This is a genomic window from Neorhizobium sp. 05N33, assembly GCF_056397445.1.
In genome coordinates, this window is the sequence record NZ_JBFTNK010000012.1 from 72,343 (window position 1) to 96,519 (window position 24,177).

Genomic DNA, 24,177 nt, shown 5'->3' on the forward strand with positions numbered 1-24,177 from the left:
CAAGTGAGTGATAAGAATGAACGACGACCTATCGAAACGGCGCCTCGGGCGCGGTCTTGCAGCGCTCATAGGCGAAATGGATCAGCAGGCGCCGGCCGATAATGGTGCCCGGAGCGTTAATCCGGATCGTATGGTCCCGATTGAGCATGTATCCCGCAATCCGAAGAATCCGCGTCGGAGTTTCGATGAGGGCGAGCTGCAGGATCTGGCCAGCTCCATTCGTCAGCATGGGATCGTTCAGCCGGTCGTTGTTCGGCCGCGAGGCCCTGCGCAATATGAGATCATAGCCGGCGAACGTCGTTGGCGTGCCGCCCAATTGGCTGGCTTGATCGAAATTCCTGTCATCGTCCGCGACGTGGACGATCGGACCGCGCTCGAGATTGCAATTGTCGAAAACGTCCAGCGTTCGGACCTCAATCCCCTGGAAGAGGCTCTTGGCTACGACCAGCTGATCGCCGAGCACGGCTATACTCAGAACGATCTGGGCGAGATCATCGGCAAGAGCCGAAGCCATGTCGCCAACAGTCTTCGCCTGCTGAAGCTGCCCGAACCGGTACGGGATATGCTGGCAGCAGGGAGCCTTTCCGCGGGGCATGCCCGTGCGTTGATCACGACGTCGGATCCGGCTTCACTGGCGCGTACCATTATTGCCAAGGGAATGTCGGTGCGGGATGCCGAAAAGCTGGCTCAGAACGATATCAAGGCTCAAGCCGAGTCGACAACCGTTTCGAAAGCGGAACAAAAAGATTCCGATACGCTGGCGCTTGAGCGGACCCTTTCCGATTCCCTCGGGTTGGAGGTGAAGATCAACCACAAGAATGGTGGGGGCCAGATCAAGATTGGTTATCGGACGCTGGAGCAGCTCGAGGAGATCTGCCGTCTTCTGGAACGGAGATAATCTAGGAAATTCAACGGCTTGATTGAATGGCCGTGGCCATCAGCGTGTGAAAGGCGATGTTGGATTCCAGGCTCTGCCTCTGCCGCGACATCAGGATTGCGGCTTGCAGCCTTTCCGTTTCACGCGAGAGCGCTGGTGAGCTCCATGTTCTCAGCGCTTTTTCTATGAGCGGTTTGCGCTTGAAGTGAATATGCCGGCCGAGTGTCATCATCACTTGGGCGGTCTGGAGCTTCTTTTCCTCCATTTCCGCCTTCATCAGATCCAGCAGCTGGAATTGTTTCAGGCAGGATTGCAGGACGAGAAAAACCGGGGTCTTCGATGAGACGACCTTCTGGATGGCACGGTGCAGGCCCGGCAAGTCACCGCTGAGGATCGCATCGACGGCCTCGTCGGCCGAAACGGCACTCGCGTCGCCGATAATCCCATCTATATGCTCTTCCTCGACCATGCCCATACCACGGCAATAGAGAGCGAGCTTGCGGATCTCGTTACGGGAGGCTACGCGATCCCCGCCGAGCAGCTCCAGGAGCCTCTGGCGCGCGCCTTGGCTGATTCTGAGACCTTCGCTCCCCAGTTCCGAATCGATCAGCCCGTTCAGCGCCTTGACGTCGTCCGCATAACAGGGAATGACAGCGATCGACCGCGAAGGCTCCGCGATCTTGCGCAATCCGCTCCCCTTCTTGAGGTCTCCCGCTTCGACAATCAGGATGTTGGCCGGCGGCGGACCATCCACGAGAGCCTGCATCGCGTCGAGAAGGGGTTTTTCATTGGCGGCACCGCGCAGCCATACGAGTTTGGAGCCGCCGAAGAGGCCGAGCGAGTTCACCTCGTCGAGAAGCCGCCCGGGGTCACCCTGCAGATCCGAGACGTCGAGCTTGAGCATGGCGAACGGATCGTCCTGCGAGACGCCTGTCCTGCCTGCAATGAGTGCTGCCCGCTCTGAGACAAGGCCGCGATCCGGTCCGTAGATCACGAAGATCTTGTAAAGATCCGAGCTCTTTTCGGCAAACCGATCGAATTCGTGGGACTTTACTTCTGCCATACCGTCTGCGGCTGAGGTTCGCGGGCCAGCGCGATGGCGATCTCGGCGCGGATGAATTCAGCGAGCTCTCTTGCAGCGCGGTTTTCGGCATCACGAACGGCGCGGAGCGAGGCATAACCCTGACCCGAGACATCGATGAGCGATACCACTTCACGCTTGCTGGACTTCAAGATCTTTCCGTCGCTGATGCGGGTGATCGTGTAGATCCCTTCCACCCGGACGCGGCCAGGGACAGGCACGCCGGTCGGAGAGACGCTATCGTTATCCTCGTCCTCACTGATGTTCGAGGAGGTACTTTTTGTCGTCAGCTTCACTTCGTAAGCCGGATGGGCAGACTCGCCGGCACCACCGGAGGTCAGGAAAACGAGATGGTTGCGGACAACCTGATCGAGGCGGGTGTGAGGTTGTTCGAAACCGACCGAAGCCAGGCGTTCGCCCGTACCGGAAGCCTCGGAATAGAGCGGGCGGACCTGGCAGCCGGCAAGCACAGTCAACATTACCAGGCCGGATATGAACCCGAAACGACGAAGAGAGCGGTCAGACGACAATGTTTACGATCCTCTGTGGGACGACGATGACTTTCTTCGGCGCCCGGCCTTCAAGAGCCGCTTTGACCGTATCCAGTGCCAGAACCGCAGCTTCGACCGCACTTTGATCCGCGTCGCGCGCGATTGTCAATTCGCCGCGCTTCTTGCCGTTGATTTGGACCGGCAGTGTGATCTCGTTCTCGATGACGAGCGCTTCGTCATATTGCGGCCAGGGGGCTACGGAAAGCAGTTCCTTGTTGCCGAGAACCGCCCAGCATTCTTCCGCCAGATGCGGTGTCATCGGCGCAACAAGCTGGATCAGAATTTCCGAGGCGTTGCGGACGGCGGCGCGATAGGCAGCATCGCCCTCGCTGGCAGCGACCCGGCCGAGCGGCGCCGCAAGCGCATTCACCAGCTCATAGATACGCGCTACGGCTTTGTTGAACGAGAGCCTGTCGTAATCGCCCTGAACCGCCTTCAGCGTCTTGTGAGCGAGCTGGGAGATTGCCACCGCTTCGCCCTCGTTAGCCGGCATCGGATCGATACCAGCCAGGTTCTCCGAGGCTTCGGAGATCAGACGCCACAGGCGCTGGGTGAAGCGGTGAGCACCTTCGACACCGGCTTCGGACCAGATCACGTCTCGGTCCGGCGGCGAGTCGGAGAGCACGAAGAAGCGGGCCGTATCGGCGCCGTAGGAGGCGATGATATCGTCCGGATCGACGACGTTCTTTTTCGATTTCGACATCTTCTCGATCGAGCCGATCGTCACTTCCTCGCCGCCCTTCAGCATGGTGGCACGGCGCTTGCCATCGACTTCCTCGATGCGGATATCGGCCGGGGCCACCCATTCACCATTGGGGCCGGTGCCACGACGATAGGTTTCGTGCACGACCATGCCTTGCGTGAAGAGGCCCTTGAAGGGCTCCTTGACCTCGACATGGCCGGTCTCGCGCATGGCGCGGGTGAAGAAACGGGAATAGAGCAGGTGCAGGATCGCGTGCTCGATGCCGCCGATATACTGGTCAACTGGCAGCCAGCGGTTGGCCACAGTCGGATCGGTCGGATCCTTCTCCCAGGGCGCCGTGAAGCGGGTGAAATACCAGCTCGAATCGACGAACGTGTCCATCGTGTCCGTCTCGCGGCGGGCATCCTTGCCGCATTGCGGGCAGGCGACGTGGCGCCAGGTCGGATGGCGGTCGAGCGGGTTGCCCGGCAGGTCGAAAGTCACATCGTCCGGCAGCTTGACCGGCAGGTCCGCTTTCGGCACCGGCACGACGCCGCAATCATCGCAATGGATGACGGGGATCGGGCAACCCCAATAACGCTGACGGGAAATACCCCAGTCGCGCAGGCGGAAATTCACCTTGCGCTCACCCTGCGGCATATTGCCGACAATCGTTTCCGACAGACGGTTTGCAACGATCTCGAAGGCTTCATCGGTCGTCTTGCCGTCGAGGAAGCGCGAATTGATCATCACGCCGTCATCGACGTAAGCGGTGTCGCCGACCTCGAAGGTCGCGGCGTCGCCGTCCTCCGGCATGACGACCGGCACGACGGGCAGACCATATTTGCGGGCGAAATCCAGGTCGCGCTGGTCACCGGACGGGCAGCCGAAGATGGCGCCCGTACCATAATCCATCAGCACGAAGTTCGCGACATAGACCGGCAGTTCCCAGGATGGGTCGAGCGGATGCCTGACCCGGACGCCGGTATCGATGCCCTTCTTCTCGGCCGTTTCCAGCGCTGCGAGCGAGGTCCCGTGATGGCGGCATTCCTCGGCGAAGGCTTCGATAGCCGGATTCTGCGCGGCTGCGGCCTTGGCCAGCGGATGGTCGGCGGCGATGGCCAGGAACGAAGCGCCGAACAGCGTGTCGGGACGGGTCGTGTAGACCACGACTTCGCTTTCGCCAGCGGGTGCCGTCGAACTCACGATTTCCCAGCGAACCGTCAGGCCCTCGGAACGGCCGATCCAGTTCTTCTGCATCAGCCGGACCTTTTCCGGCCATTGGTCGAGGGTATCGAGCGAGTCCAACAGATCCTGGCTGAAATCGGTGATCTTGAAGAACCACTGCACCAGATCGCGCTGCTCGACCAGCGCACCGGAGCGCCAGCCGCGGCCGTCGATGACCTGTTCGTTGGCGAGAACCGTCTGGTCGACCGGATCCCAGTTGACCTTGGACTGCTTGCGATAAACCAGTCCCTTTTCCATCATGTCGAGGAAGAGGTGCTGCTGCTGCTGGTAATATTCGACGTCACAGGTGGCGAACTCGCGTGACCAGTCGAGCGACAGGCCCATGGCCTTCAGCTGCGCCTTCATGGATTCGATGTTCTGGTAGGTCCAGGTCTTCGGATGCACCTTGTTGTCGCGGGCGGCGTTTTCAGCCGGCATGCCGAAAGCGTCCCAGCCCATCGGATGCAGGACGTTGAAGCCGCGGGCGCGCTTGTAGCGGGCCACCACGTCGCCCATGGCATAGTTGCGCACGTGGCCCATGTGGATGCGGCCCGACGGATAGGGAAACATCTCCAGAACGTAATATTTTTCGCGCGGATCGCTGTTGTCGGTCTCGAAAACCTTGGCATCGTTCCAGGTCTGCTGCCAACGGGGCTCGGCATCGCGCGGATTGTAACGTTCAGTCGCCATTTCAATGATATTCCGGGAAAATAAGATCAAGAGTCGGGCGAGACCTTCACCATGAAACCCGGCAAGCGTCAAGTTTTACAGGGGTGGGAAAGGCCAAGTTCAGGGCGAAACACCCTTGGCAGAGCCTTATATGAGGACTAAGCGCTGAGCTTGCAAGAAAAGCGGAAGGTAGAGGCCATGAACGTCGAAGAACGGCTGCAGGATGTGAAGGCACGGATCGACAGGGCGGAGCGCCTGTCGAAGCGGCCGGTGGGGTCGGTGACGCTTGTGGCGGTTTCGAAAACGTTCGAAGCGCAGGACATTCGGCCAGCAATCGCCGCGGGACAGCGGGTATTCGGCGAGAACCGCGTGCAGGAAAGCCAGGACAAGTGGCCGGAACTGAAGTCTGAGACGCCTGAAATCGAGCTGCATCTGATCGGGCCGCTGCAATCCAACAAGGCGGCCGACGCCGTGGCGCTATTCGATGCCATCGAGACGGTGGACAGGGAAAAGATCGCCCGCGCGCTTGCCAACGAGATCGAGAAGCAGGGCAAAGCGCCAAAACTCTATGTGCAGGTCAATACCGGGCTTGAACCGCAGAAAGCGGGGATCGAGCCGAAGCAGGCCGTTGCCTTCGTAGAGTTCTGCCGTAAGGAGCTCGGGCTTTCGATCGAGGGGCTGATGTGCATTCCGCCGGCTGAGGAAAATCCGGGGCCGCATTTTGCACTGCTGGCCAAGCTTGCCAAGGAATGCGGCGTCGAAAAGCTCTCCATGGGGATGTCCGGCGATTTCGAGACGGCGGTTGAATTCGGAGCGACCAGCGTTCGCGTCGGCTCGGCCATCTTCGGCTCGCGCTGAAAACAGGCTTTCGCCAAGTACCTAGCGCTTTCGTCGGGCTTTCCCGCACCTCGCCTGCACCCTAGATTGACCATTCCGGGCTGTGCTCATGTGACGGGAGGTGCAGATGCAAAGCCGCTATTTCGACGTTTATGAAGGCTGGCAAAAGGATCCGGAAGGGTTCTGGAGAAGCGCGTCCGCTGCCATCGACTGGTTCAAGGAACCGGAGAAAATCTTCGACAGGGACGAAGGGGTCTATGGCCGCTGGTTCACCGGCGGGGAGACCAACACCTGCCACAACTGCCTCGACCGGCATGTGGCCGCAGGGCGTGGCGAACAGCGCGCCTTCATCCACGACAGCGCCATGACGGGAAGGCAGAAGAGCTTCACCTATGCCGAGGTGCTCGACGAGGTGAAGGCGATCGCAGCGGTTATGGGTGATCTCGGCATCGGCAAGGGAGACCGCGTCGTCATCTACATGCCGATGGTGCCGGAAGCGGTCTTCTCGATGCTGGCCTGCGCCCGGCTTGGGGCGGTGCATTCGGTGGTGTTCGGCGGGTTTGCGGCGCTGGAGTTGGCGGCGCGACTGAACGATTCGGAAGCCAAACTGGTGGTCAGTGCGAGCTGCGGCCTCGAGCCTGGCCGCACCGTCGCCTATAAGCCGCTGCTCGACCAGGCGATCGAGCTTGCCCGCGTAAAACCCAAACATTGCCTCATACTCCAGCGCGAACAGCTCCAGGTGGAGCTGCGGTCGGAGCGGGGAGAGCTGGATTTCTCGGAGGTGGTGGAGAAGGCGCGGGGCAGGGACGTACCATGCGTGCCGGTCAAGGCCACCGACCCGCTCTACATCCTCTACACGTCTGGGACGACCGGCCAGCCGAAGGGCGTCGTGCGCGACAATGGCGGCCACATGGTGGCGCTGCATTGGAGCATGGAGAACATTTTTGGCGTCAAGCCGGGAGAGGTGTTCTGGACGGCATCCGATATCGGCTGGGTCGTCGGCCATTCCTATATCGTCTACGGACCGCTGCTCGCCGGCAATACAAGCGTGATCTTCGAGGGCAAGCCGGTCGGCACGCCGGATGCCGGCACGTTCTGGCGGGTCGTCAGCGATCACGACGTGAAAGTGCTGTTCACGGCGCCGACGGCTTTTCGGGCGATCCGTCGTGACGATCCGGAGGGCGAACTGGTCGAAAAATACGATCTGACCGGGATGCGCGCCCTGTTCCTCGCCGGCGAGCGGGCCGATTCGGAAACACTGAAATGGGCCGAGCAGAAGCTTAAGATCCCGGTGATCGATCACTGGTGGCAGACGGAGACGGGCTGGCCTGTAGCCGCCAACACGGTCGGGCTCGGTCTGATGCCGGTCAAGCACGGTTCGCCGACGCGGCCGATGCCCGGTTATGCGCTCGACGTGCTGGACGATGCCGGCCATCCGGTGCCGCGCGGGACGCTCGGCAATATTGTCATCAAGCTGCCGCTGCCGCCCGGCTGCCTCGTCAGCTTCTGGAATGCCGACCAGCGGTTCCGCGAGGCTTGCCTTGACGAGTTCCCGGGGTATTACAAGACGGCCGATGCCGGGGTGATGGACGAGGACGGTTATATCTTCGTGATGGCGCGCACCGATGACATCATCAACTGCGCCGGCCATCGGCTTTCGACCGGGGCAATGGAGGAAGTCTGCGCCAAACATCCCGATGTCGCCGAATGCGCCGTGATCGGCGTCCATGACGCGACCAAGGGGCAGATCCCCTGCGGCTTCGTGGTGTTGAAGAACCATGTTTCACGGGAAACGTCTGATATTGCCAGGGAAGTCACCGAATTGGTGCGCAACGAGATCGGCCCGGTGGCGGCGTTCAAGACGGTGATGGTGGTTCATAAGCTGCCGAAGACCCGATCGGGCAAGATCCTGCGCGGCACGATGCAGAAGATTGCCGACGACATGCCGTGGAAAATGCCGGCAACGATCGAGGATGCGACGGTGCTGGACGAGATCACCGCGATCCTGAAGGCGAACGGCTACGCCCGCGAAGGGAGCGGCCTCAAACAGAGTGCCTGAACGAAAGAAGCCCCGGATCGTCTCCGGGGCTTCTTGAATGCAATCGAAATGGGGTCGATCAGAAGCGGTCATCTTCCTCGTCGTCGTCGCGACGGGTGGACTTGAGCGACGAGAGCTTGGCGAAAACGGCGTCCGCGTCGATCTCCTTTTCCTTCTCTTCCTCGCGGTCGTTGCGATAATTGAAACCGAGGTTTTCGGTTTCGCTCGCCGGCTGCAGGGAAGCGCCGAGTTCGGCGGCGGTCGGCAGCGGACGACCCTTGGAAGCGCGTTCGACTTCGAGGTCGAGGTCGATCTGGCTGCAGAGACCAAGCGTCACCGGATCCATCGGCGTCAGGTTGGTCGAGTTCCAGTGGGTGCGTTCGCGGATCTGCTCGATCGTCGACTTGGTAGTGCCGACGAGGCGGGAGATTTGCGCGTCCTTGAGTTCAGGATGGTTGCGGACCAGCCAGAGAATGGCGTTCGGGCGATCCTGGCGCTTGGAGACCGGCGTATAGCGCGGGCCGCGGCGTTTCGATTCCGGCACGCGAACCTTCGGCTCGGAAAGCTTCAGCTTGTGGTTGATGTCCTTTTCGCCCCGCTCGATTTCATCGCGCGAAAGCTGGCCGGTTGCGATCGGGTCGAGGCCCTTGATGCCCTGCGCCGCTTCGCCATCCGCAATGGCTTTCACCTCGAGCGGGTGGAGCTTGCAGAAATTGGCGATCTGTTCGAAGGAAAGCGCGGTATTGTCGACCAGCCATACAGCGGTCGCCTTCGGCATGAGCAATTGTTGAGCCATGGGTATAGGTCCTCTGTCCGTCCGCGCCGGTGTCGCGGGCCGTGGGTATCAACCACAATTTCCGGGAATTTACCGCCCTATAATCGAATTGGGACAGAATTGCAAATCTTTGAAGCGAGATCGTCGCACCGAGATGAACCGTTTGTCTAATTGCCGCACTTGCCTCACCTGTTATGAATGCGGCACATATCGCTGACGGCTCGATGCGTCGTTATGCGTGCCAATTCAGGGAGGTGTTCATGTCGGAAAAAGTCTACCCGGTTCTCAAGTCCGCCAAAGCGAAAGCGCTCATCGACAAGGATAGATACGAGAAGTGGTACGAGGAGAGCGTCGAGGATCCGGACAAGTTCTGGGGCAAACACGGCAGGCGCATTGACTGGTTCAAGCCCTATACCAAAGTCAAGAACACGTCCTTCAAGGGCAAGGTCTCGATCAAATGGTTCGAGGACGGTCTGACCAACGTTTCCTACAACTGCATCGACCGCCACCTGAAGACCCATGGAGAGCGCACAGCGCTGATCTGGGAAGGCGACAATCCCTATATCGACAAGAAGATCACCTATAACCAGCTTTACGATCAGGTCTGCCGGCTGGCCAACGTCTTGAAGAAACACGGCGTCAAGAAGGGCGACCGCGTCACCATCTACATGCCGATGATCCCCGAAGCGGCCTATGCGATGCTCGCCTGCGCCCGTATCGGCGCGGTGCATTCGGTCGTGTTTGGCGGGTTTTCGCCGGAAGCGCTGGCCGGACGTATCATCGACTGCCAGTCTACCTTCGTGATCACCTGCGACGAGGGCGTCCGCGGTGGCAAGCCGGTGCCGCTCAAGGACAATACCGATACGGCGATCCACATCGCGGCCCGCCAGCACGTGATCGTCAACAAGGTCGTGGTGGTGCGCCGCACTGGCGGCAAGACCGGCTGGGCGCCTGGCCGCGACCTCTGGTACCACCAGGAAATAGCCACCGTGAAGGAGCACTGCGAGCCGGCGAAGATGAAGGCGGAAGATCCGCTGTTCATCCTCTACACTTCGGGCTCGACCGGCAAGCCGAAGGGCGTGCTGCACACGACCGGCGGTTACCTCGTCTTCGCGGCGATGACCCACGAATATACGTTCGACTACCATGACGGCGACATCTACTGGTGCACGGCGGATGTGGGCTGGGTGACCGGCCATTCCTACATCGTCTACGGGCCGCTGGCGAACTGCGCCACCTCGCTGATGTTCGAAGGCGTGCCGAACTTCCCCGATCAAGGCCGTTTCTGGGAAATCATCGACAAGCACAAGGTCAACATCTTCTACACCGCGCCGACGGCGATCCGTTCGCTGATGGGTGCCGGCGACGAGTTCGTGAAACGCTCCTCGCGGACAAGCCTGCGCCTGCTTGGCACGGTCGGCGAACCGATCAACCCGGAAGCCTGGGAATGGTATTACAACGTGGTCGGCGACAAGCGCTGCCCAGTGGTCGATACCTGGTGGCAGACGGAAACCGGCGGTCACATGATCACGCCGCTGCCGGGCGCAACCGACCTGAAGCCGGGTTCGGCCACCAAGCCGTTCTTCGGGGTGAAGCCTGAACTGGTGGATAACGAGGGCAAGGTGCTGGAAGGCGCGGCCGACGGCAATCTCTGCATCACCGACGCGTGGCCGGGCATGATGCGCACGCTCTACGGCGACCACGACCGCTTCATCCAGGCCTATTTCTCCACCTACAAGGGGAAATATTTCACCGGCGACGGCTGCCGCCGGGACGAGGACGGTTATTACTGGATTACCGGCCGCGTCGATGACGTGCTGAACGTCTCGGGCCACCGGCTCGGCACGGCGGAAGTGGAATCGGCGCTCGTCTCACACAATCTCGTGTCGGAAGCGGCGGTCGTCGGTTATCCGCACAATATCAAGGGCCAGGGCATCTATTGCTACGTGACCCTGATGTCCGGCCACGAAGGCAGCGACGCGCTGCGCCAGGAACTGGTGAAGCATGTCCGCCAGGAAATCGGCCCGATCGCGCAACCCGACAAGATCCAGTTCGCGCCCGGCCTGCCGAAAACCCGCTCCGGCAAGATCATGCGCCGCATCCTGCGCAAGATCGCCGAGGACGACTTTGGCTCGCTGGGGGATATCTCGACGCTCGCTGATCCGGGCGTGGTGGACGATCTGATCGCCAACCGCCAGAACAAGGCGGGCTGATTGAACTTAAAGGCTGCTCGGGAAACCGGGCGGCCTTTTCAGTCTGTGTCGCAGACTTCGCGCGGCTTGCGTCCGCCGTCATAGGGCTGCACGAGGCCCGCGAGCAGCAGGTCGCCGCCGGCGCTGCGGCCGTCGGAGAGCACGACGTCGGCGACGATGCGGCCGAAATATTTATCGCCGGAAATATGGATGAGCTGAATTTTACGTGATTGGGCGGTGAGCGCTTCAAGCGCGCGCTGGGCGTCGAGGCCCGCTTCGCGCAGCCGCTCGCATTTCGATTTCAGCTCCGGCGCATCGATGCCCCGAATACGGACATAAACTTCCATCTTCTGCTGCGGCCAGGGCTGCGCTTCGACCAGCAGCGTATCGCCGTCGATGACCCGCAGGATTTCCGCCGCCACCGGTCCCGGGATTTCGTCACGCGCTTCAACTCCGGTCGTGAAGACCGTGGCGATGCCAGTGATAATCAGAAACGACTTGATCATGGAAAGGAATAAATTCCGATACACGGAGGAAGTCAATAGGAATATTTACTTAGAAATCGATCGCCCGGCCGTTGATCTCCCAGTCGCCGAAGCGGGCGGGGTCGGCACCGCCGCGGCCGCCGAATTCCTCGGGCATGTCAGCCTTGGCCGCCGCCTGGCGGCGTTCCTCGGCTTCCTTCAGGGCGCGCTCGGCAGCCGGAGTAAGCGGTTTCCTGGGAGCTTCCTCTTCCGGTACGGTTTCCGAATTGTCGTTATCTGCGTTCTGCATTTTGGGCTTCGCCGGGTGGATTATTGAAAACTCTGGGTGAATTGACCACATCATAAGGCGTTCGCGCCTGGGGGAAAACCCTTTAAAGGCCTTTGGGCGATATCGGCAACGGGAGAGATGACGATGAATGTAATGCGCACCGCCATGCTTCTGGCCTTCATGACTGCCCTGTTCATGGGGATCGGCTTTCTGATCGGCGGCACGGGCGGCATGATGATCGCGCTGGTGATCGCTGCCGGCATGAACCTGTTTTCCTACTGGAATTCCGACAAGATGGTGCTGTCCGCCTATCATGCCCAGGAGGTCGATGCGCGAAGCGCGCCGGAATTCTATAACATGATCCGCGATCTTTCGGCCAATGCCGGCCTGCCGATGCCGAAGGTCTATATCTATGACAATCCGCAGCCGAACGCCTTCGCGACCGGGCGCAACCCGCAGAATGCCGCCGTCGCCGCCTCCACGGGCCTGCTGCAGCGCCTGACGCATGAGGAAGTGGCCGGCGTGATGGCGCATGAGCTGGCGCATATCCAGAACCGCGACACGCTGACCATGACGATCACCGCGACGCTTGCCGGTGCGATCTCGATGCTCGGCAATTTCGCCTTCTTCTTCGGCGGCAATCGCGAGAACAACAATCCGCTCGGGTTCGTCGGCGTGCTGGTGGCGATGATCGTCGCGCCGTTCGCGGCGATGCTGGTGCAGATGGCGATCAGCCGGACACGCGAATATTCGGCCGACCGTCGCGGCGCCGAGATCTGCGGCAATCCGCTGTGGCTCGCTTCGGCCCTCGGCAAGATCGCGGGTGCGGCGCATCAGATCCCGAACTACGAGGCCGAACGCAACCCGGCGACGGCGCATATGTTCATCATCAACCCGCTATCGGGCGAGCGCATGGACAACCTGTTCTCTACCCACCCGGACACCGGCAACCGGATCGCCGCGCTTCAGCAGATGGCCGGTGAGTTCCGCAACGGTGCCTCGACGGCCGGGTTCCAGGCTGATAGACCGCAGCGCACCGCGCGCTCCGTTCCGAATACCGGTTGGGGCCGCGGCTCGGATGAACCGCGTAAAGGTCCCTGGTCTTGAACGAAGACAAAAAGAACAAGAAGCCATACAAGCCAGCGGGCAAACCAGCCGAACAGCGCAGGAAACCGGCTCACTCGGAGAAGGAGAGCGGTCCCTTCAAGGCAGGTCTCGAAGTTCGTGTCACAGCCGCCAAGCTTCTGGCGGCCGTCATCGACCGAAAAATCTCGCTCGATGGGATGCTCGACCTCGTTCATGGCAATCCGGCCTATCGGGCGCTGGGCGATGCCGACCGGGCGCTGACACGCGCCATTCTCAATACAGCGCTTCGTCATCTGCCGCGCATCGAGGCGGCGATCGCGTCGCTGATCGATACGCCGCTGCCGGAAGGCGCGCGGGCGCTTCACCATGTGCTGGTGATCGCTGCCGCGCAGATCCTGCATCTCGACGTGCCGCCGCATGCGGCCGTCGACCTTGCGGTCGAACAGGCCAACCGTGATCCGCGCAACCGCCGTTTCGCCAAGCTGGTGAATGCGGTCCTGCGCCGGCTGGACCGGGAGAAGGACGAGATCCTTGCCACGACCGCCAGCATCTCGCCGGTGCCCGCCTGGTTCCGCAAGCGCCTGGTCGCCCTTTATGGCGAGGTGGAAGCGGATCGTATCGCCGAAGCCCAACTCGTTCCGGCCGCCATCGACCTGACGGTCAAATCCGATCCCGCTGCCTGGGCTGAAAAGCTCGGCGGCACGGTTCTGCCGACCGGCAGCATTCGCCTTGCGGCCTTTGACGGTGCGGTTTCTGCGCTCGAAGGGTTCGAAGATGGCGTGTGGTGGGTGCAGGATGTCGCAGCCAGCATTCCGGCAAAGCTGTTCGGCGATCTGAAGGGCAAGAAGGTCGCGGATCTCTGCGCGGCGCCCGGTGGCAAGACCGCGCAGCTGATTGCGGCCGGTGCGGAGGTGATCGCAGTCGAGCAATCGGTCAACCGGTTGGCACGGCTCAAGGAAAATCTCGGTCGGCTCGGCTACGAGGCGGAGCTGGTCGGCGGCGACCTTTTCGAATTCAAGCCGGCAGAGTTGCTGGATGGCGTGCTGCTGGACGCGCCCTGCTCCTCGACCGGCACAACGCGCCGGCATCCGGACGTGCTCTGGACCAAGGGGCCGGAGGATGTGACAAAGCTTGCCGCTCTCCAGGAAAAGATGCTGCGCCATGCCGTCACGCTGGTGAAATCGGGCGGCCTTATCGTTTTTTCCAACTGCTCGCTTGATTCGCTGGAGGGGGAGGAGCTGGTCGTGCGCGTGCTGAAGGACCATCCGGAATTGAAACGCCTGGCCGTCGATCCCAACGATTGGCCGGGGCTGGAAGGGGCGATCTCGCCGCTCGGTGAATTCCGCACTACGCCGGCCATGCTGCCCGCCAGCGAAAATTTTGTGGGCGGCATGGATGGCTTCTTCGCAAGCGTGCTCCAGGTCCGGTAAGGCTTTCTTCACCATACGGACCGATACTTTCGAACAATCTAATAGTTGATTCCCGCCGGCGGGGCGGAGGCTGATTCCTGCGGAGTGTCCAGATTGAAGATGCGGCTCGCGGATCGCCGGAGGCTTTTGTCCTTCGGCTTGCGGGAAATCTGGCGGCGCCTTTGCCGGCGTTCCGCCGGATTTCGCCTGGCCGTGACCTCGTTTTCCATGCAGGTGCCGGACCGGTTGATTGTCGCGCCGACGGATTTGCGCGCACTCGACCCGTTCGTGGCGGAGGAAATCCTGGAAGGTCGGTTCCCGCTCGCGGGGCGGATTCTCGAAACCTATGGCCAATCGCCGTTCTCCGTCGAGCTGCCGTCCCGGGCGGCGGCGGAGCGGCTGCATTCGTTTGCCTGGCTGCGCCATATCCGCACCAACAAGACGGAAGCTGCCTGTGCCAGCGCCCGCCAGGTGGTCGCCGACTGGATCGCGCTTTATGGCCGAGATCCGCAAGGTATTGCCTGGGAGGCGCATGTCGCGGCGGAACGGGTGATCGCCTGGCTTTCGCATTCCACGGTGGTGCTGCAGGGCGCGGAGGCCGGATTCTACCGCCGCTTCATGAAAAGCCTCGCCTACCAGGTCCGTTATCTCAGGAAGATAGCCGGCTGCACGCCGGAGGGCGATACGCGGCTGAGGCTTCGGATCGCGCTTGCCATGGCCTCGATCTCGATGCCGACGCGGGCTGCCTATATCCGTCGTGAGGGCAGGCGGCTGGATCGGGAGCTGGAACGCCAGATCCTTGCCGATGGCGGGCATGTGTCGCGCAATCCACGTGCGGTGCTCGACCTGCTGATCGATCTCCTGCCGCTTCGCCAGACCTATATCAATCTCGGCCACGACCTGCCGCAAAAACTCATCCCGACGATCGATCGCATGTATCCGGCGCTCCGCTTCTTCCGGCACCAGGATGGCGATCTGGCGCTGTTCAACGGTGCGAGCTCGACGCCCGCGAGCGAGCTGATGTCGGTGCTGCGCTATGACGAAACGGCGGGCAAGCCATTCAAGGCGCTGCCGCACATGAACTATCATCGCCTCTCGGCAGACGGCACGACGCTGATCGTCGATACCGGTCGTCCGCTGTCCCCCGGGCTTTCCCGCGGCGCGCATGCGGGTTGTCTTTCCTTCGAGATGTCGGCCGGCCGGCATCGTTTCATCGTCAATTGCGGCTCGCCGAAATATGCCGGACGAAACTACCGGCATATGGCGCGTTCGACGCCTGCCCATTCGACTGTGACGCTCAACGAGACATCGTCCAGCCGTATCATCCGGTCCCGCTTCGCGGGCTCCATGCTGCTCGGCGGGGTATCGGAGGTGGAGGTGGAACGGTGGGACGACATGCATGGCAATGACTGGCTGCGGGCCAGCCATGACGGTTATGTCCATCAGTTCGGTTATTTCCACGAGCGTGAAATCGGCCTCAATGCGAAGGGCAACAAGATCAAGGGACATGACCGGCTTTTCCTGCCCGAGGGCGAGGCGCCCGATAACGAGGCTCTCCTAGCGGTGGCGCGTTTCCACATCCATCCCGTCATCAACCTTTCGCGGCGGGACGAGGAAAGCGTCACCATGCGTGCGCCGGATGGCGAGACCTGGATCTTTGCGGCACCGGGGCTTCAGGTAATGATCGATGAAGATATCTTCTTTGCGGACGTCTCCGGGGTGCGGCCGAGTCAGCAACTGGTCATCGAGTTTTCTCCGCCGGAGACCTCGGAAATACGCTGGATGCTGAGGCGCGGCGAATAGGCCGTTTCTTCTTCTGCCAAGCTGTGCTAACGGGCGGCGATCTTACCTTTGCGCCGGGTCCCGCGGCGCGTTTCCAGGAGAGACCGATGGCCGTCGTTTCCAAGAAAATCCCCGCTCCCGATCGCATCAGGATTCGCACCGCACTGCTCTCGGTCTCCGACAAGACCGGTATCATCGAGCTTGCCCAGGCGCTCACCGAGCAGGGCGTGAAGCTGCTGTCGACGGGCGGTACCCACAAGGCGATCGCTGCCGCCGGTCTCGCCGTGACGGACGTATCGGAAGTCACCGGTTTTCCGGAAATCATGGATGGCCGGGTGAAGACGCTGCATCCGACGGTACATGGTGGCCTGCTGGCGATCCGCGACGATGCGGAACATGTCGCGGCGATGAAGGAGCACGGCATCGAGGGCATCGATCTCGCCGTCATCAACCTCTATCCGTTCGAGGAGGTGCGCGCCGCTGGCGGCGACTACCCGACGACGGTCGAAAATATCGATATCGGCGGTCCGGCGATGATCCGCGCATCCGCCAAGAACCATGCCTACGTGACCACCGTCACCGATCCTTCCGATTATCCTGCCCTCATCGAGGCACTGCGTTCGAATGACGGGCAGACGGTCTATGCCTTCCGCCAGAAGCTCGCCGCCAAGGCCTATGCCCGCACGGCGGCCTATGATACGGCGATCTCGAACTGGTTCGCCGAAGCGCTCGACATCGAGATCCCGCGCTACCGCACAATCGGCGGCGTGCTGAAGGAAGAGATGCGTTATGGCGAGAATCCGCACCAGAGCGCCGGCTTCTACGTGACTGGCGAAAACCGTCCGGGTGTGGCGACCGCAAAACTGCTGCAGGGCAAGCAGCTTTCCTACAACAATATCAACGATACCGACGGTGCCTTCGAGCTGATCGCCGAATTCTCGCCGGAAAAGGCGCCGGCCTGCGCGATCATCAAGCACGCCAACCCCTGCGGCGTGGCGACCGGCCCAAGCCTCAAGGAAGCTTATCTGCGGGCGCTCGCCTGCGATTCCACCTCGGCCTTCGGCGGCATCATCGCGGTCAACCAGCTTTTGGACGCCGAGACGGCCGAAGAGATCGTCAGGCTGTTCACGGAAGTCATCATCGCGCCGGAAGTTTCCGACGAGGCTCAGGCCATCATCGCCGCCAAGAAGAACCTGCGCCTGCTGGTGACCGGCGGCCTGCCGGACCCGCGCTCGCGCGGCCTGACGGCGAAGACCGTTTCGGGTGGCCTGCTGGTCCAGACCCGCGACAACGGCATGGTCGAGGATATCGACCTGCGCGTCGTCACCAAGCGCGCGCCGTCGGCGACCGAGCTTGAAGACATGAAGTTCGCCTTCAAGGTCGCCAAGCACGTGAAGTCGAATGCGGTCGTCTACGCCAAAAACGGCCAGACGGCCGGCATCGGCGCCGGCCAGATGAGCCGCATCGATTCCGCCCGCATCGCTGGCATCAAGGCGGAAGAAGCGGCAAAGGCGATGGGTTGGGCCGAGCCGATGACAAAGGGTTCCGCGGTCGCCTCGGAAGCGTTCTTCCCGTTCGCGGACGGCCTGCTGTCGGCCATTGCGGCCGGCGCCACGGCGGTTATCCAACCGGGTGGTTCGATGCGTGACGACGAGGTGATCGCCGCGGCGGATGAGCATGGGGTCGCCATGGTCTTCACGGGAATGCGGCATTTCCGGCATTGATTTTGCTGGATGTTATGCTCTGAGCGTGCGGCGTGGGTCCTCGGGTCAAGCCCGAGGATGACGGTGGAGAGGGTGTTTCAGAGCTGCCCAAAGAGAGCAAGCTGCGACGCTCCGCTTTTCTCTGTTAGACCCACGCACTCCGTCATCCTCGGGCTCGACCCGAGGATCCACATCCCAACCAGAAAGCTACCCGCCTACTTCCTGTTCGCCGGATACGGTGTCGCAAACAGCAACAGCAACCCGGCTACGAGGAAGATCAGCAGCGTTGCCATGCCGAGCCGGGCTGAACCGCTGGCATAGGTCATCACTGAAAAGAACAGGGTGGCGAGAAAGCTCGTTGCGCGGCCGGAGAGCGCGTAGATGCCGAAATAGCGGCCGGTCTCGGAAAGGCTGACGCTGCGGGCGAGATAGGACCTGGACGAAGCCTGGACGGGGCCGAAGGCGAGGCCGATCAGCAATCCGAACAGGATATAGGCTTTTTCGGCTGCGGTGCCGAACAGGCCGCCGCTGTCCTCTCCCGAAAGCGGCAGAAGGCCGAAAAAGACGAAGCCGGGGCCGGTGGAAATGATGCCGAGGGTGGCCACCAGCAACAGAACGAGGCTGATGATCACGACGATCTTCGAGCCGAGCAGGCGATCGAGCCAGCCGGCGACGATGCAGCCGAAGATCGCCACGACGTTCAGGATGATGCCGTAGATGCCGATCTCGATCGTCGCCCAGCCGAACATGCCGGCTGCGAACGTGCCGCCGAGGATCAGCAGGCCGTTGACGCCGTCCTGGTAGAGCATGCGGGCGACCAGGAATTTCGTGATGCCGGTACGCTGCCTCAGGTCCCGCAGCGTGCCGCTGAGCTCCCTTATGCCGGAGCGGACCGCCGCGGCGAGCGGCAGACCTTTCTTGGCGTCGGGCGTGAAGAAGAACATCGGCAGGATAAAGAGGAAATACCAGAAGGCCGAGATCGGCCCGGTGATGCGCGCGTCTTCGCCGAGATGCGGGTCAAGGCCGAAAAGCGGGGGGATGCCGATCAGCGTTTTGCCGCTTTCGGGATTGGCGGCGAGCAGCGCCACGACGGCGATCAGTACGATCATGCCGCCGAGATAACCGAGCCCCCAGGCGACGTTGGAAATGCGGCCGACATCGTCCTTGGAGACCAGCCGCGGCATCATCGAATCGTTGAAGACGGTCGAGAATTCCGCGGCGATCGACGCGAAGATCATGAAGATCATCGGCCAGATGATCGGCGAGCCGGGTGCCGCGAACCAGAGGGCCGAAACACAAACGATCTTGATCACCGCAAAAAAGGCGATCCAGGGTTTCCGTGGACCGGCCTGGTCGGCGATCGAACCGAGGACCGGGGAGAAGACGGCGATGACCAGCGACGAGATCGTCGCCATGTTGCTCCAGGCCGCCTGTGCGGAAACCGGATCCTCGGTCAGCCGCGCAACGAAATAGGGACCGAAGATGAAGGTGGTGACGACGGTAAAAAACGGCTGGGCTGCCCAATCGAAGAACATCCAGCCCAAGATGCCGCGCCGGCTCGTTTTCACCGGCGCATCGTCCACATCAATAACGGCCATTTTTCCCCCGGATCAGCCAGTTCGGTCCGTTGTCCTACAGCGCCCGACCGTGCGCAAGATCGCTCAGGAGACCGGCCGCGACGGTGATCTTCGGAAGCGTCAGTTCACCGCTTTCGCTCAAGGTCACCAGTTCGGCGCCGATGCGGTTCACTCGCACTCGATCGCCGCCGACCCAGGCTTCCAGCGGCTTTTTCTCCTTCGGATGGGCAGTCATCGCGGCGATGACGATGTCGCGGCGCGCCGAGGCGAGTTGCTGCAGGCTGCGGGAGAGCGCAAGGCTTTCATAGTGTTCCGAGGTGCTGATGCGTTCGCCTGCGCCGATCAGCCGATTGATGCGGAAGGTTTCGGTAACAGTGAAATAGCTCTCGGTGGCGCGCGCCATGGTTTCGCCGGTACGGTCGGCGATCAGCATGATCTCCGGCACCAGGACCAGCGTCGACAGCAACAGGATTTCACGGGCAAGCGATGCCGGTATGCCCTGCGCTTCGAGTTCCGAGGCGCGGGCTGCGGTTTCCACGAAATCTCCGCCCGCGAGCGACGAGCGCAGCCCCTTGATCGCGGCCTTGAGGCGGCTCATCGCGCCGTCCACATCACCGCTGCCGACCTGCGTCTGCAGGATGAGGCGGGTCGCTTCCGCGAAGGTCTCGGTGATGCGGGCGTAGAGATCGTTCTGCAGCTGGCCGGGGATTTTTCCATCCAGCGCATCGATCTCGGCCCAGAGCTTGGGAAGTTCGAAGCCGTCGCGGGCAAGGAAGGCAGCCTTGACGACATTCGCCGCCGTGGCGCCGGTCATATCGCTCATCTGCTGTATGAAACCCGGGCCGCCGCGGTTGATAGCCTCGTTGGCGAGCGTGGTGGCGACGATTTCGCGATGCAGGCGGTGGGACTGGATGTCCGCCGCATAAGCCTTCTGCATCCTGGCCGGGAAATAGGCCTTCAGGACAGCCGAGAAATAGGGGTCGTCCGGCAGGCTGCTGTCGAGCAGGGCATCGAAGAGAACGATCTTCGAATAGGAGAGCAACACGCCGATTTCCGGACGGGTCAGCGGTCTGCCGGAGGAATAACGCTCCGCAAGCTCCGCATCATCGGGCAGAGTTTCGACCTTGCGATTGAGCTGGCCTTGCGATTCCAGCACGGACATCAGCCGTGAAAGCTCTTCGCGGTTGCCGGTACCCTTGCGTTCGGTCAGCGAGATCGACAGCGGCTGCAGATAGTTGTTGCGCAGAACCAAGTGGCCGACTTCCTCGGTCATCGAGGCGAGAAGCTGGTTGCGTTTGTCGCGGGTCAGGCGGCCGTCCTGCATGGCCGAATTGAGGGCGATCTTGATGTTGACCTCGACGTCGGAGCAGTTGACGCCGGCGGAATTGTCGATCGCATCTGAATTGCAGCGCCCGCCATTCAGGGAGTAGGCAATACGGCCCTTCTGGGTCATGCCGAGATTGGCGCCTTCGCCGATGACGCTGGCGCGCACTTCAGCCGCGGTGATGCGGATCGGGTCATTGGCGCGATCGCCGACTTCCGTATCGGTCTCGGAGGCCGCCTTGATATAGGTGCCGATGCCGCCGAACCAGAGAAGGTCGACCGGGCTTTTCAGGATCGCGGTCATGATCTCGAAAGGCGTTGCGGTCGTCTTGTCGATGCCGATCGCGGCCGCTGCCTGCCTGGTGAGCTTTACCGACTTCTCCGAGCGGGAAATGACCATCGCCCCTTCGGAAAGGGTCGATTTGTCGTAATCCTGCCAGCTCGATCGCGGCAGGGCGAACATGCGTTCGCGCTCGGTGAAGGACTTTTCGATATCCGGATCTGGATCGATGACGATATCACGGTGGTCGAAGGCGGCGATGAGGCGGATCTTTCGCGACAACAGCATGCCGTTACCGAAGACGTCGCCGGACATGTCGCCGACCCCGGCGACCGTGAATGGCGTCGTCTGGATGTCGATGTCCTTCTCGCGGAAATGCCGTTTCACGGCTTCCCAGGCGCCGCGCGCGGTGATGCCCATCTTCTTGTGGTCGTAACCGACCGAACCGCCGGAGGCGAAGGCATCGTCCAGCCAGAAGCCGGCTTCCTGCGCCAGGCCGTTGGCGGTGTCGGAGAAGGTCGCCGTACCCTTGTCGGCGGCAACCACGAAATAGGGGTCGTCGCCATCGAGGCGGATCGTGTCCGGCGGCCCGACGATGTCGGCGCCGACGATATTGTCGGTGATCGACAAAAGGGTGCGGATGAAGGTCTTGTAGGCTTCCCGGCCGGCATTGAAGAACGCGTCGCGCGCGCTTGCCGGCGGCAGCATCTTCGGGAAGAAGCCGCCCTTGGCACCGACCGGCACGATGACGGCGTTCTTGACCTGCTGTGCCTTCACGAGGCCGAGGATTTCGGTGCGGTAATCCTCGCCGCGGTCCGACCAGCGGAGCCCGCCGCGAGCGACCTTGCCGAAGCGCAGATGCACGCCTTCGACCTCGGTGCCGTAGACGAAGATTTCACGGAAGGGCCGGGGTTCCGGCAGGCCGTCCAGCAGCTTCGGATCGAGCTTGAAGGCGAACATCCGGTATGGAGCCCCATTGGGGTCGCGCTGGAAGTAGTTGGTTCTGAGCGTCGCATCGACCGCATTGACGAAACGACGAAGCGTGCGGTCCTCGTCGAGGTTGGGCACGTTGCCGAGCGCTTCCTCGATCTCCGCATGATGGTCGGTGAGTTTCTTGACGCGGGCCTTCTCAGTGATCTTGGGGTCGAAACCATCGCGGAAGAGGCGGAAGATGGCGGCGGATATGGCCGGGTATTTCACCAGCGTATCGCCGATATAGGCCTGCGAATAAACGATGCCGGTCTGCCGCAGATAACGGGAATATGCACGCAGCACCGTGACTTCGCGAGCTGACAGGCCGGCCAGCAGAACCAGCCGGTTGAAGCCGTCATTGTCGATCAGGCCTTCGAAGGCGGAGAGGAAGGCTTCCTCCAGCGCCAAACCTTCGCGGGACAGGTCGACTTCACGCCCATCGCCGAGCTGCAGTTCCATGTCGTGGAGGACGACTTGGCTGCGGTCGTTTTCCGGCCCCACCTGGATTTCGAACGTCTGCTCGCTGACGGCGTGGAACCCGAGATTTTCGAGGAGCGGCACACGCCGGGAGAGCGACAGATGCCGGTCCTTGTGGAAGATCTTGAGCGACACGGTGCTGGCGGGGTCGCCCGGGCGGCGATAGAAGGCGATGCGGATCGTTTCGCCGGCGGCGCAAGCGGCGATATCCGGCAGGTCGGCGAAGGTTTCCTCGGGCGAGAAGGCTTCCTGGAAGGCCTGGGTGACGGTGAGCCGCGGCCCCTTCTCCGCAAGCGCTGCGAAGCGGTCTTCCCAGGGCGTGGCGATGAGCCGGATCGCTTCCTCGAGCTTGGCTTGCGCTATCCTCGGGGTCTTGCCGCCGCGCCTGCCGATGATCATGTGGACGCGGGCGACGCCGCCCTCCGGGAAAGCCGGATAATAGGCGGAGACGTGGCCATCATAGACCTTGGTCAGGTAGTCACCGACCTTCTCGCGGACCAGGGAATTGTAGTCCTCGCGGGGCACGTAGACGATCACCGAGACAAAACGGTCGAAATGGTCGATGCGCGGCAGGACCCGGACGCGCGGACGCTCGCTCAATGCCATGATCTGCTCGCAGAAGCGGGCGAGCAGATCGACATCGATCTGGAAAAGGTCGTCGCGCGGATAGGATTCGAGCGTGTTTTCCAGCATTCGGCCGGAATGGCTGTCGGGGTCGAAGCCGAACTGCTCTTCGACCCGGCCGGTCTTGGCGCGCAGGAGAGGGATGTCGCGGACGGAGTGGGTATAGGCGGTTGCCGTAAAAAGGCCGACGACACGAAGTTCGCCGACAACTTCGCCCTGTTCGTCGAAGCGCTTGACGCCGACATAATCCATATAGGCGCGGCGGTGCACCACGGATTTCACGTTCGCCTTGGTGACAATCAGGAAATCGGGGCCGTCGAGGAACTCGAGGATTTCCGGGGTGGTCGTCACCGCGTCCTTGCCCTGGCGCAGCACCAGAACATCCGGATCGGAGAGGATGCCGAGACCGCGGCCCTTGCCGCGTTCGACCTTGGCCTCAGTGCCCTTGCCGGAATAGACGTATTCGCGCATGCCAAGGAAGGTGAAGTTGTCGTCGCGCAGCCAGTCCAGGAAGGCGAGCGCCTCGTCGCGGTCGGCCTTGCGGCGGCTTGTCGAGTTGTTGAGCTGCTTGGCGGCGCCGTCCAAGACTTCCAGCATCGAGCCCCAGTCGGTGATCGACAGATGCACCTGGTCGAGGATGTAGCGAATACGCTCGGTGAGCGAAGCCGCCTGTTCCTCGTTCAGCGGCGACAGATGGATCTGGATGAGGCTTACGTGATGAGCCGGGTTGCTGGGCTGTTCGTTAGAGCGGAGTGCCGGTTCCTTGCCGGGCTCCACGACCAGGATCGGATGGACGGCCATGGTGAGGTCGCGGTGGGTGGCGGTCACTTCGCCCATGACCGAGTCGAACAGGAAGGGCATGTTGCGATCGACGACGGTCAGCACCGAGACCGGAATACCGTCCGGCGTTACGCCGGCGACTGGTTCGACCGTGATATCGGCCCGAATCCGGGTCCAGGCCATCAGCCGCTCGGCTGCATGATTGGCGGAGAGCGCCAGCATTTCCGGCGTATAGCTGTCGAGGTCGTCAGTGCTGGCCCGGGCGAACAGGATGAGCGGGTCGAGATGCGGCCCTTTGCTCGCGGCAACGATCTTGCGTGCGCTTTCGATCTGTTTTTCCCGTTTCGGATTTTGCCTGACGGCCATGTCCCTCTCCCCTTTTCCGTGCCCGCACGGAATAAATTAGCTTTGTGTCATCACGCGGCAACGTGGCTGATCCATGTCAAGCGACACTACACGTTTCATTCTTCCGTGAAGCCTTG

The 24,177-nt window shown here is 61.8% G+C and carries 16 protein-coding genes; 8 read left to right on the plus strand and 8 right to left on the minus strand.

Translation table 11 applies throughout. From position 1 onward, the window contains the following. Positions 1 to 16 precede the first annotated feature (16 nt). Positions 17 to 898 carry a ParB/RepB/Spo0J family partition protein gene (locus AC1DLT_RS24265; protein ID WP_477488447.1) on the plus strand — a complete coding sequence of 294 codons (882 nt, stop codon included), beginning with the start codon at positions 17 to 19 and terminating at the stop codon, positions 896 to 898. Between the two features lie 10 nt (positions 899 to 908). On the opposite strand, the gene holA is transcribed toward AC1DLT_RS24265, so the two are convergent. The 3 genes from holA to leuS are packed head-to-tail and all read right to left on the minus strand — an operon-like array spanning position 909 to position 5,108. Beyond that, positions 909 to 1,940, minus strand: a complete 1,032-nt coding sequence (gene holA, locus AC1DLT_RS24270; protein WP_247135334.1) for a DNA polymerase III subunit delta — start codon at positions 1,938 to 1,940, stop codon at positions 909 to 911. After that, the gene (locus AC1DLT_RS24275; RefSeq protein ID WP_151045332.1) at positions 1,928 to 2,488 is read right to left on the minus strand and encodes a hypothetical protein; all 561 of its coding nucleotides are present in this window, start codon (positions 2,486 to 2,488) and stop codon (positions 1,928 to 1,930) included. Before AC1DLT_RS24275 ends, holA begins: the two co-directional genes overlap by 13 nt. Further along, positions 2,478 to 5,108, minus strand: a complete 2,631-nt coding sequence (gene leuS / locus AC1DLT_RS24280) for a leucine--tRNA ligase (RefSeq protein WP_477488448.1) — start codon at positions 5,106 to 5,108, stop codon at positions 2,478 to 2,480. Before leuS ends, AC1DLT_RS24275 begins: the two co-directional genes overlap by 11 nt. A 177-nt stretch (positions 5,109 to 5,285) precedes the next feature. Between leuS and AC1DLT_RS24285 the strand changes: the two genes are divergently transcribed. Both AC1DLT_RS24285 and AC1DLT_RS24290 read left to right on the plus strand, forming a co-directional pair. Next, positions 5,286 to 5,945 carry a YggS family pyridoxal phosphate-dependent enzyme gene (locus tag AC1DLT_RS24285; protein WP_477488449.1) on the plus strand — a complete coding sequence of 220 codons (660 nt, stop codon included), beginning with the start codon at positions 5,286 to 5,288 and terminating at the stop codon, positions 5,943 to 5,945. Positions 5,946 to 6,051: 106 nt separating this feature from the next. After that, on the plus strand, positions 6,052 to 7,983 hold the full coding sequence (locus AC1DLT_RS24290; RefSeq protein ID WP_477488450.1) for a propionyl-CoA synthetase: 1,932 nt from the start codon (positions 6,052 to 6,054) through the stop codon (positions 7,981 to 7,983). Positions 7,984 to 8,041: 58 nt separating this feature from the next. Here AC1DLT_RS24290 and AC1DLT_RS24295 read toward each other — a convergent pair whose 3' ends face one another. Continuing rightward, positions 8,042 to 8,758 carry a DUF1013 domain-containing protein gene (locus AC1DLT_RS24295; protein WP_477488451.1) on the minus strand — a complete coding sequence of 239 codons (717 nt, stop codon included), beginning with the start codon at positions 8,756 to 8,758 and terminating at the stop codon, positions 8,042 to 8,044. 239 nt (positions 8,759 to 8,997) lie between these two features. Between AC1DLT_RS24295 and acs the strand changes: the two genes are divergently transcribed. Next, complete coding sequence (gene acs / locus AC1DLT_RS24300; protein WP_247033240.1) at positions 8,998 to 10,950, plus strand: acetate--CoA ligase; 1,953 nt, start codon at positions 8,998 to 9,000, stop codon at positions 10,948 to 10,950. A 38-nt stretch (positions 10,951 to 10,988) separates the two neighbouring features. Here acs and AC1DLT_RS24305 read toward each other — a convergent pair whose 3' ends face one another. Both AC1DLT_RS24305 and AC1DLT_RS24310 read right to left on the minus strand, forming a co-directional pair. Then, positions 10,989 to 11,435: a thermonuclease family protein gene (locus AC1DLT_RS24305; protein ID WP_477488452.1), complete on the minus strand. Its 447-nt coding sequence runs from the start codon at positions 11,433 to 11,435 to the stop codon at positions 10,989 to 10,991. A 49-nt stretch (positions 11,436 to 11,484) separates the two neighbouring features. Next, positions 11,485 to 11,703: a DUF1674 domain-containing protein gene (locus AC1DLT_RS24310; RefSeq protein WP_477488453.1), complete on the minus strand. Its 219-nt coding sequence runs from the start codon at positions 11,701 to 11,703 to the stop codon at positions 11,485 to 11,487. Between the two features lie 123 nt (positions 11,704 to 11,826). Here AC1DLT_RS24310 and htpX point away from each other — a divergent pair, with 123 nt between their 5' ends. The 4 genes from htpX (at position 11,827) to purH (ending at position 17,683) form a co-directional block, all read left to right on the plus strand. Then, positions 11,827 to 12,789 (plus strand): zinc metalloprotease HtpX, encoded by a 963-nt coding sequence (gene htpX, locus AC1DLT_RS24315; protein ID WP_477488454.1) that lies wholly within the window; start codon positions 11,827 to 11,829, stop codon positions 12,787 to 12,789. After that, the gene (locus tag AC1DLT_RS24320) at positions 12,780 to 14,198 is read left to right on the plus strand and encodes an RsmB/NOP family class I SAM-dependent RNA methyltransferase (RefSeq protein ID WP_477488508.1); all 1,419 of its coding nucleotides are present in this window, start codon (positions 12,780 to 12,782) and stop codon (positions 14,196 to 14,198) included. Before htpX ends, AC1DLT_RS24320 begins: the two co-directional genes overlap by 10 nt. A gap of 99 nt (positions 14,199 to 14,297) precedes the next feature. Further along, the gene (locus AC1DLT_RS24325; RefSeq protein WP_477488509.1) at positions 14,298 to 15,980 is read left to right on the plus strand and encodes a heparinase II/III family protein; all 1,683 of its coding nucleotides are present in this window, start codon (positions 14,298 to 14,300) and stop codon (positions 15,978 to 15,980) included. Between the two features lie 86 nt (positions 15,981 to 16,066). Next, positions 16,067 to 17,683, plus strand: coding sequence for a bifunctional phosphoribosylaminoimidazolecarboxamide formyltransferase/IMP cyclohydrolase (gene purH, locus AC1DLT_RS24330; protein WP_477488455.1), 1,617 nt, complete (start codon positions 16,067 to 16,069; stop codon positions 17,681 to 17,683). Positions 17,684 to 17,877: 194 nt separating this feature from the next. Here purH and AC1DLT_RS24335 read toward each other — a convergent pair whose 3' ends face one another. Further along, positions 17,878 to 19,260, minus strand: coding sequence for an MFS transporter (locus AC1DLT_RS24335; protein ID WP_477488456.1), 1,383 nt, complete (start codon positions 19,258 to 19,260; stop codon positions 17,878 to 17,880). A 34-nt stretch (positions 19,261 to 19,294) separates the two neighbouring features. Continuing rightward, positions 19,295 to 24,061, minus strand: a complete 4,767-nt coding sequence (locus AC1DLT_RS24340) for an NAD-glutamate dehydrogenase (protein WP_477488457.1) — start codon at positions 24,059 to 24,061, stop codon at positions 19,295 to 19,297. Positions 24,062 to 24,177: the final 116 nt, after the last annotated feature.

Excerpts from the sequence above, each read along its gene's own strand:
- AC1DLT_RS24340 (WP_477488457.1), bottom strand. The coding sequence starts at position 24,061 with ATGGCCGTCAGGCAAAATCCGAAACGGGAAAAACAGATCGAAAGCGCA.
- AC1DLT_RS24310 (WP_477488453.1), bottom strand. The coding sequence starts at position 11,703 with ATGCAGAACGCAGATAACGACAATTCGGAAACCGTACCGGAAGAGGAA.
- AC1DLT_RS24265 (WP_477488447.1), top strand. The coding sequence starts at position 17 with ATGAACGACGACCTATCGAAACGGCGCCTCGGGCGCGGTCTTGCAGCG.
- AC1DLT_RS24285 (WP_477488449.1), top strand. The coding sequence starts at position 5,286 with ATGAACGTCGAAGAACGGCTGCAGGATGTGAAGGCACGGATCGACAGG.
- AC1DLT_RS24295 (WP_477488451.1), bottom strand. The coding sequence starts at position 8,758 with ATGGCTCAACAATTGCTCATGCCGAAGGCGACCGCTGTATGGCTGGTC.
- htpX (WP_477488454.1), top strand. The coding sequence starts at position 11,827 with ATGAATGTAATGCGCACCGCCATGCTTCTGGCCTTCATGACTGCCCTG.
- leuS (WP_477488448.1), bottom strand. The coding sequence starts at position 5,108 with ATGGCGACTGAACGTTACAATCCGCGCGATGCCGAGCCCCGTTGGCAG.
- AC1DLT_RS24290 (WP_477488450.1), top strand. The coding sequence starts at position 6,052 with ATGCAAAGCCGCTATTTCGACGTTTATGAAGGCTGGCAAAAGGATCCG.
- AC1DLT_RS24325 (WP_477488509.1), top strand. The coding sequence starts at position 14,298 with ATGCGGCTCGCGGATCGCCGGAGGCTTTTGTCCTTCGGCTTGCGGGAA.
- holA (WP_247135334.1), bottom strand. The coding sequence starts at position 1,940 with ATGGCAGAAGTAAAGTCCCACGAATTCGATCGGTTTGCCGAAAAGAGC.
- acs (WP_247033240.1), top strand. The coding sequence starts at position 8,998 with ATGTCGGAAAAAGTCTACCCGGTTCTCAAGTCCGCCAAAGCGAAAGCG.
- AC1DLT_RS24335 (WP_477488456.1), bottom strand. The coding sequence starts at position 19,260 with ATGGCCGTTATTGATGTGGACGATGCGCCGGTGAAAACGAGCCGGCGC.
- purH (WP_477488455.1), top strand. The coding sequence starts at position 16,067 with ATGGCCGTCGTTTCCAAGAAAATCCCCGCTCCCGATCGCATCAGGATT.
- AC1DLT_RS24305 (WP_477488452.1), bottom strand. The coding sequence starts at position 11,435 with ATGATCAAGTCGTTTCTGATTATCACTGGCATCGCCACGGTCTTCACG.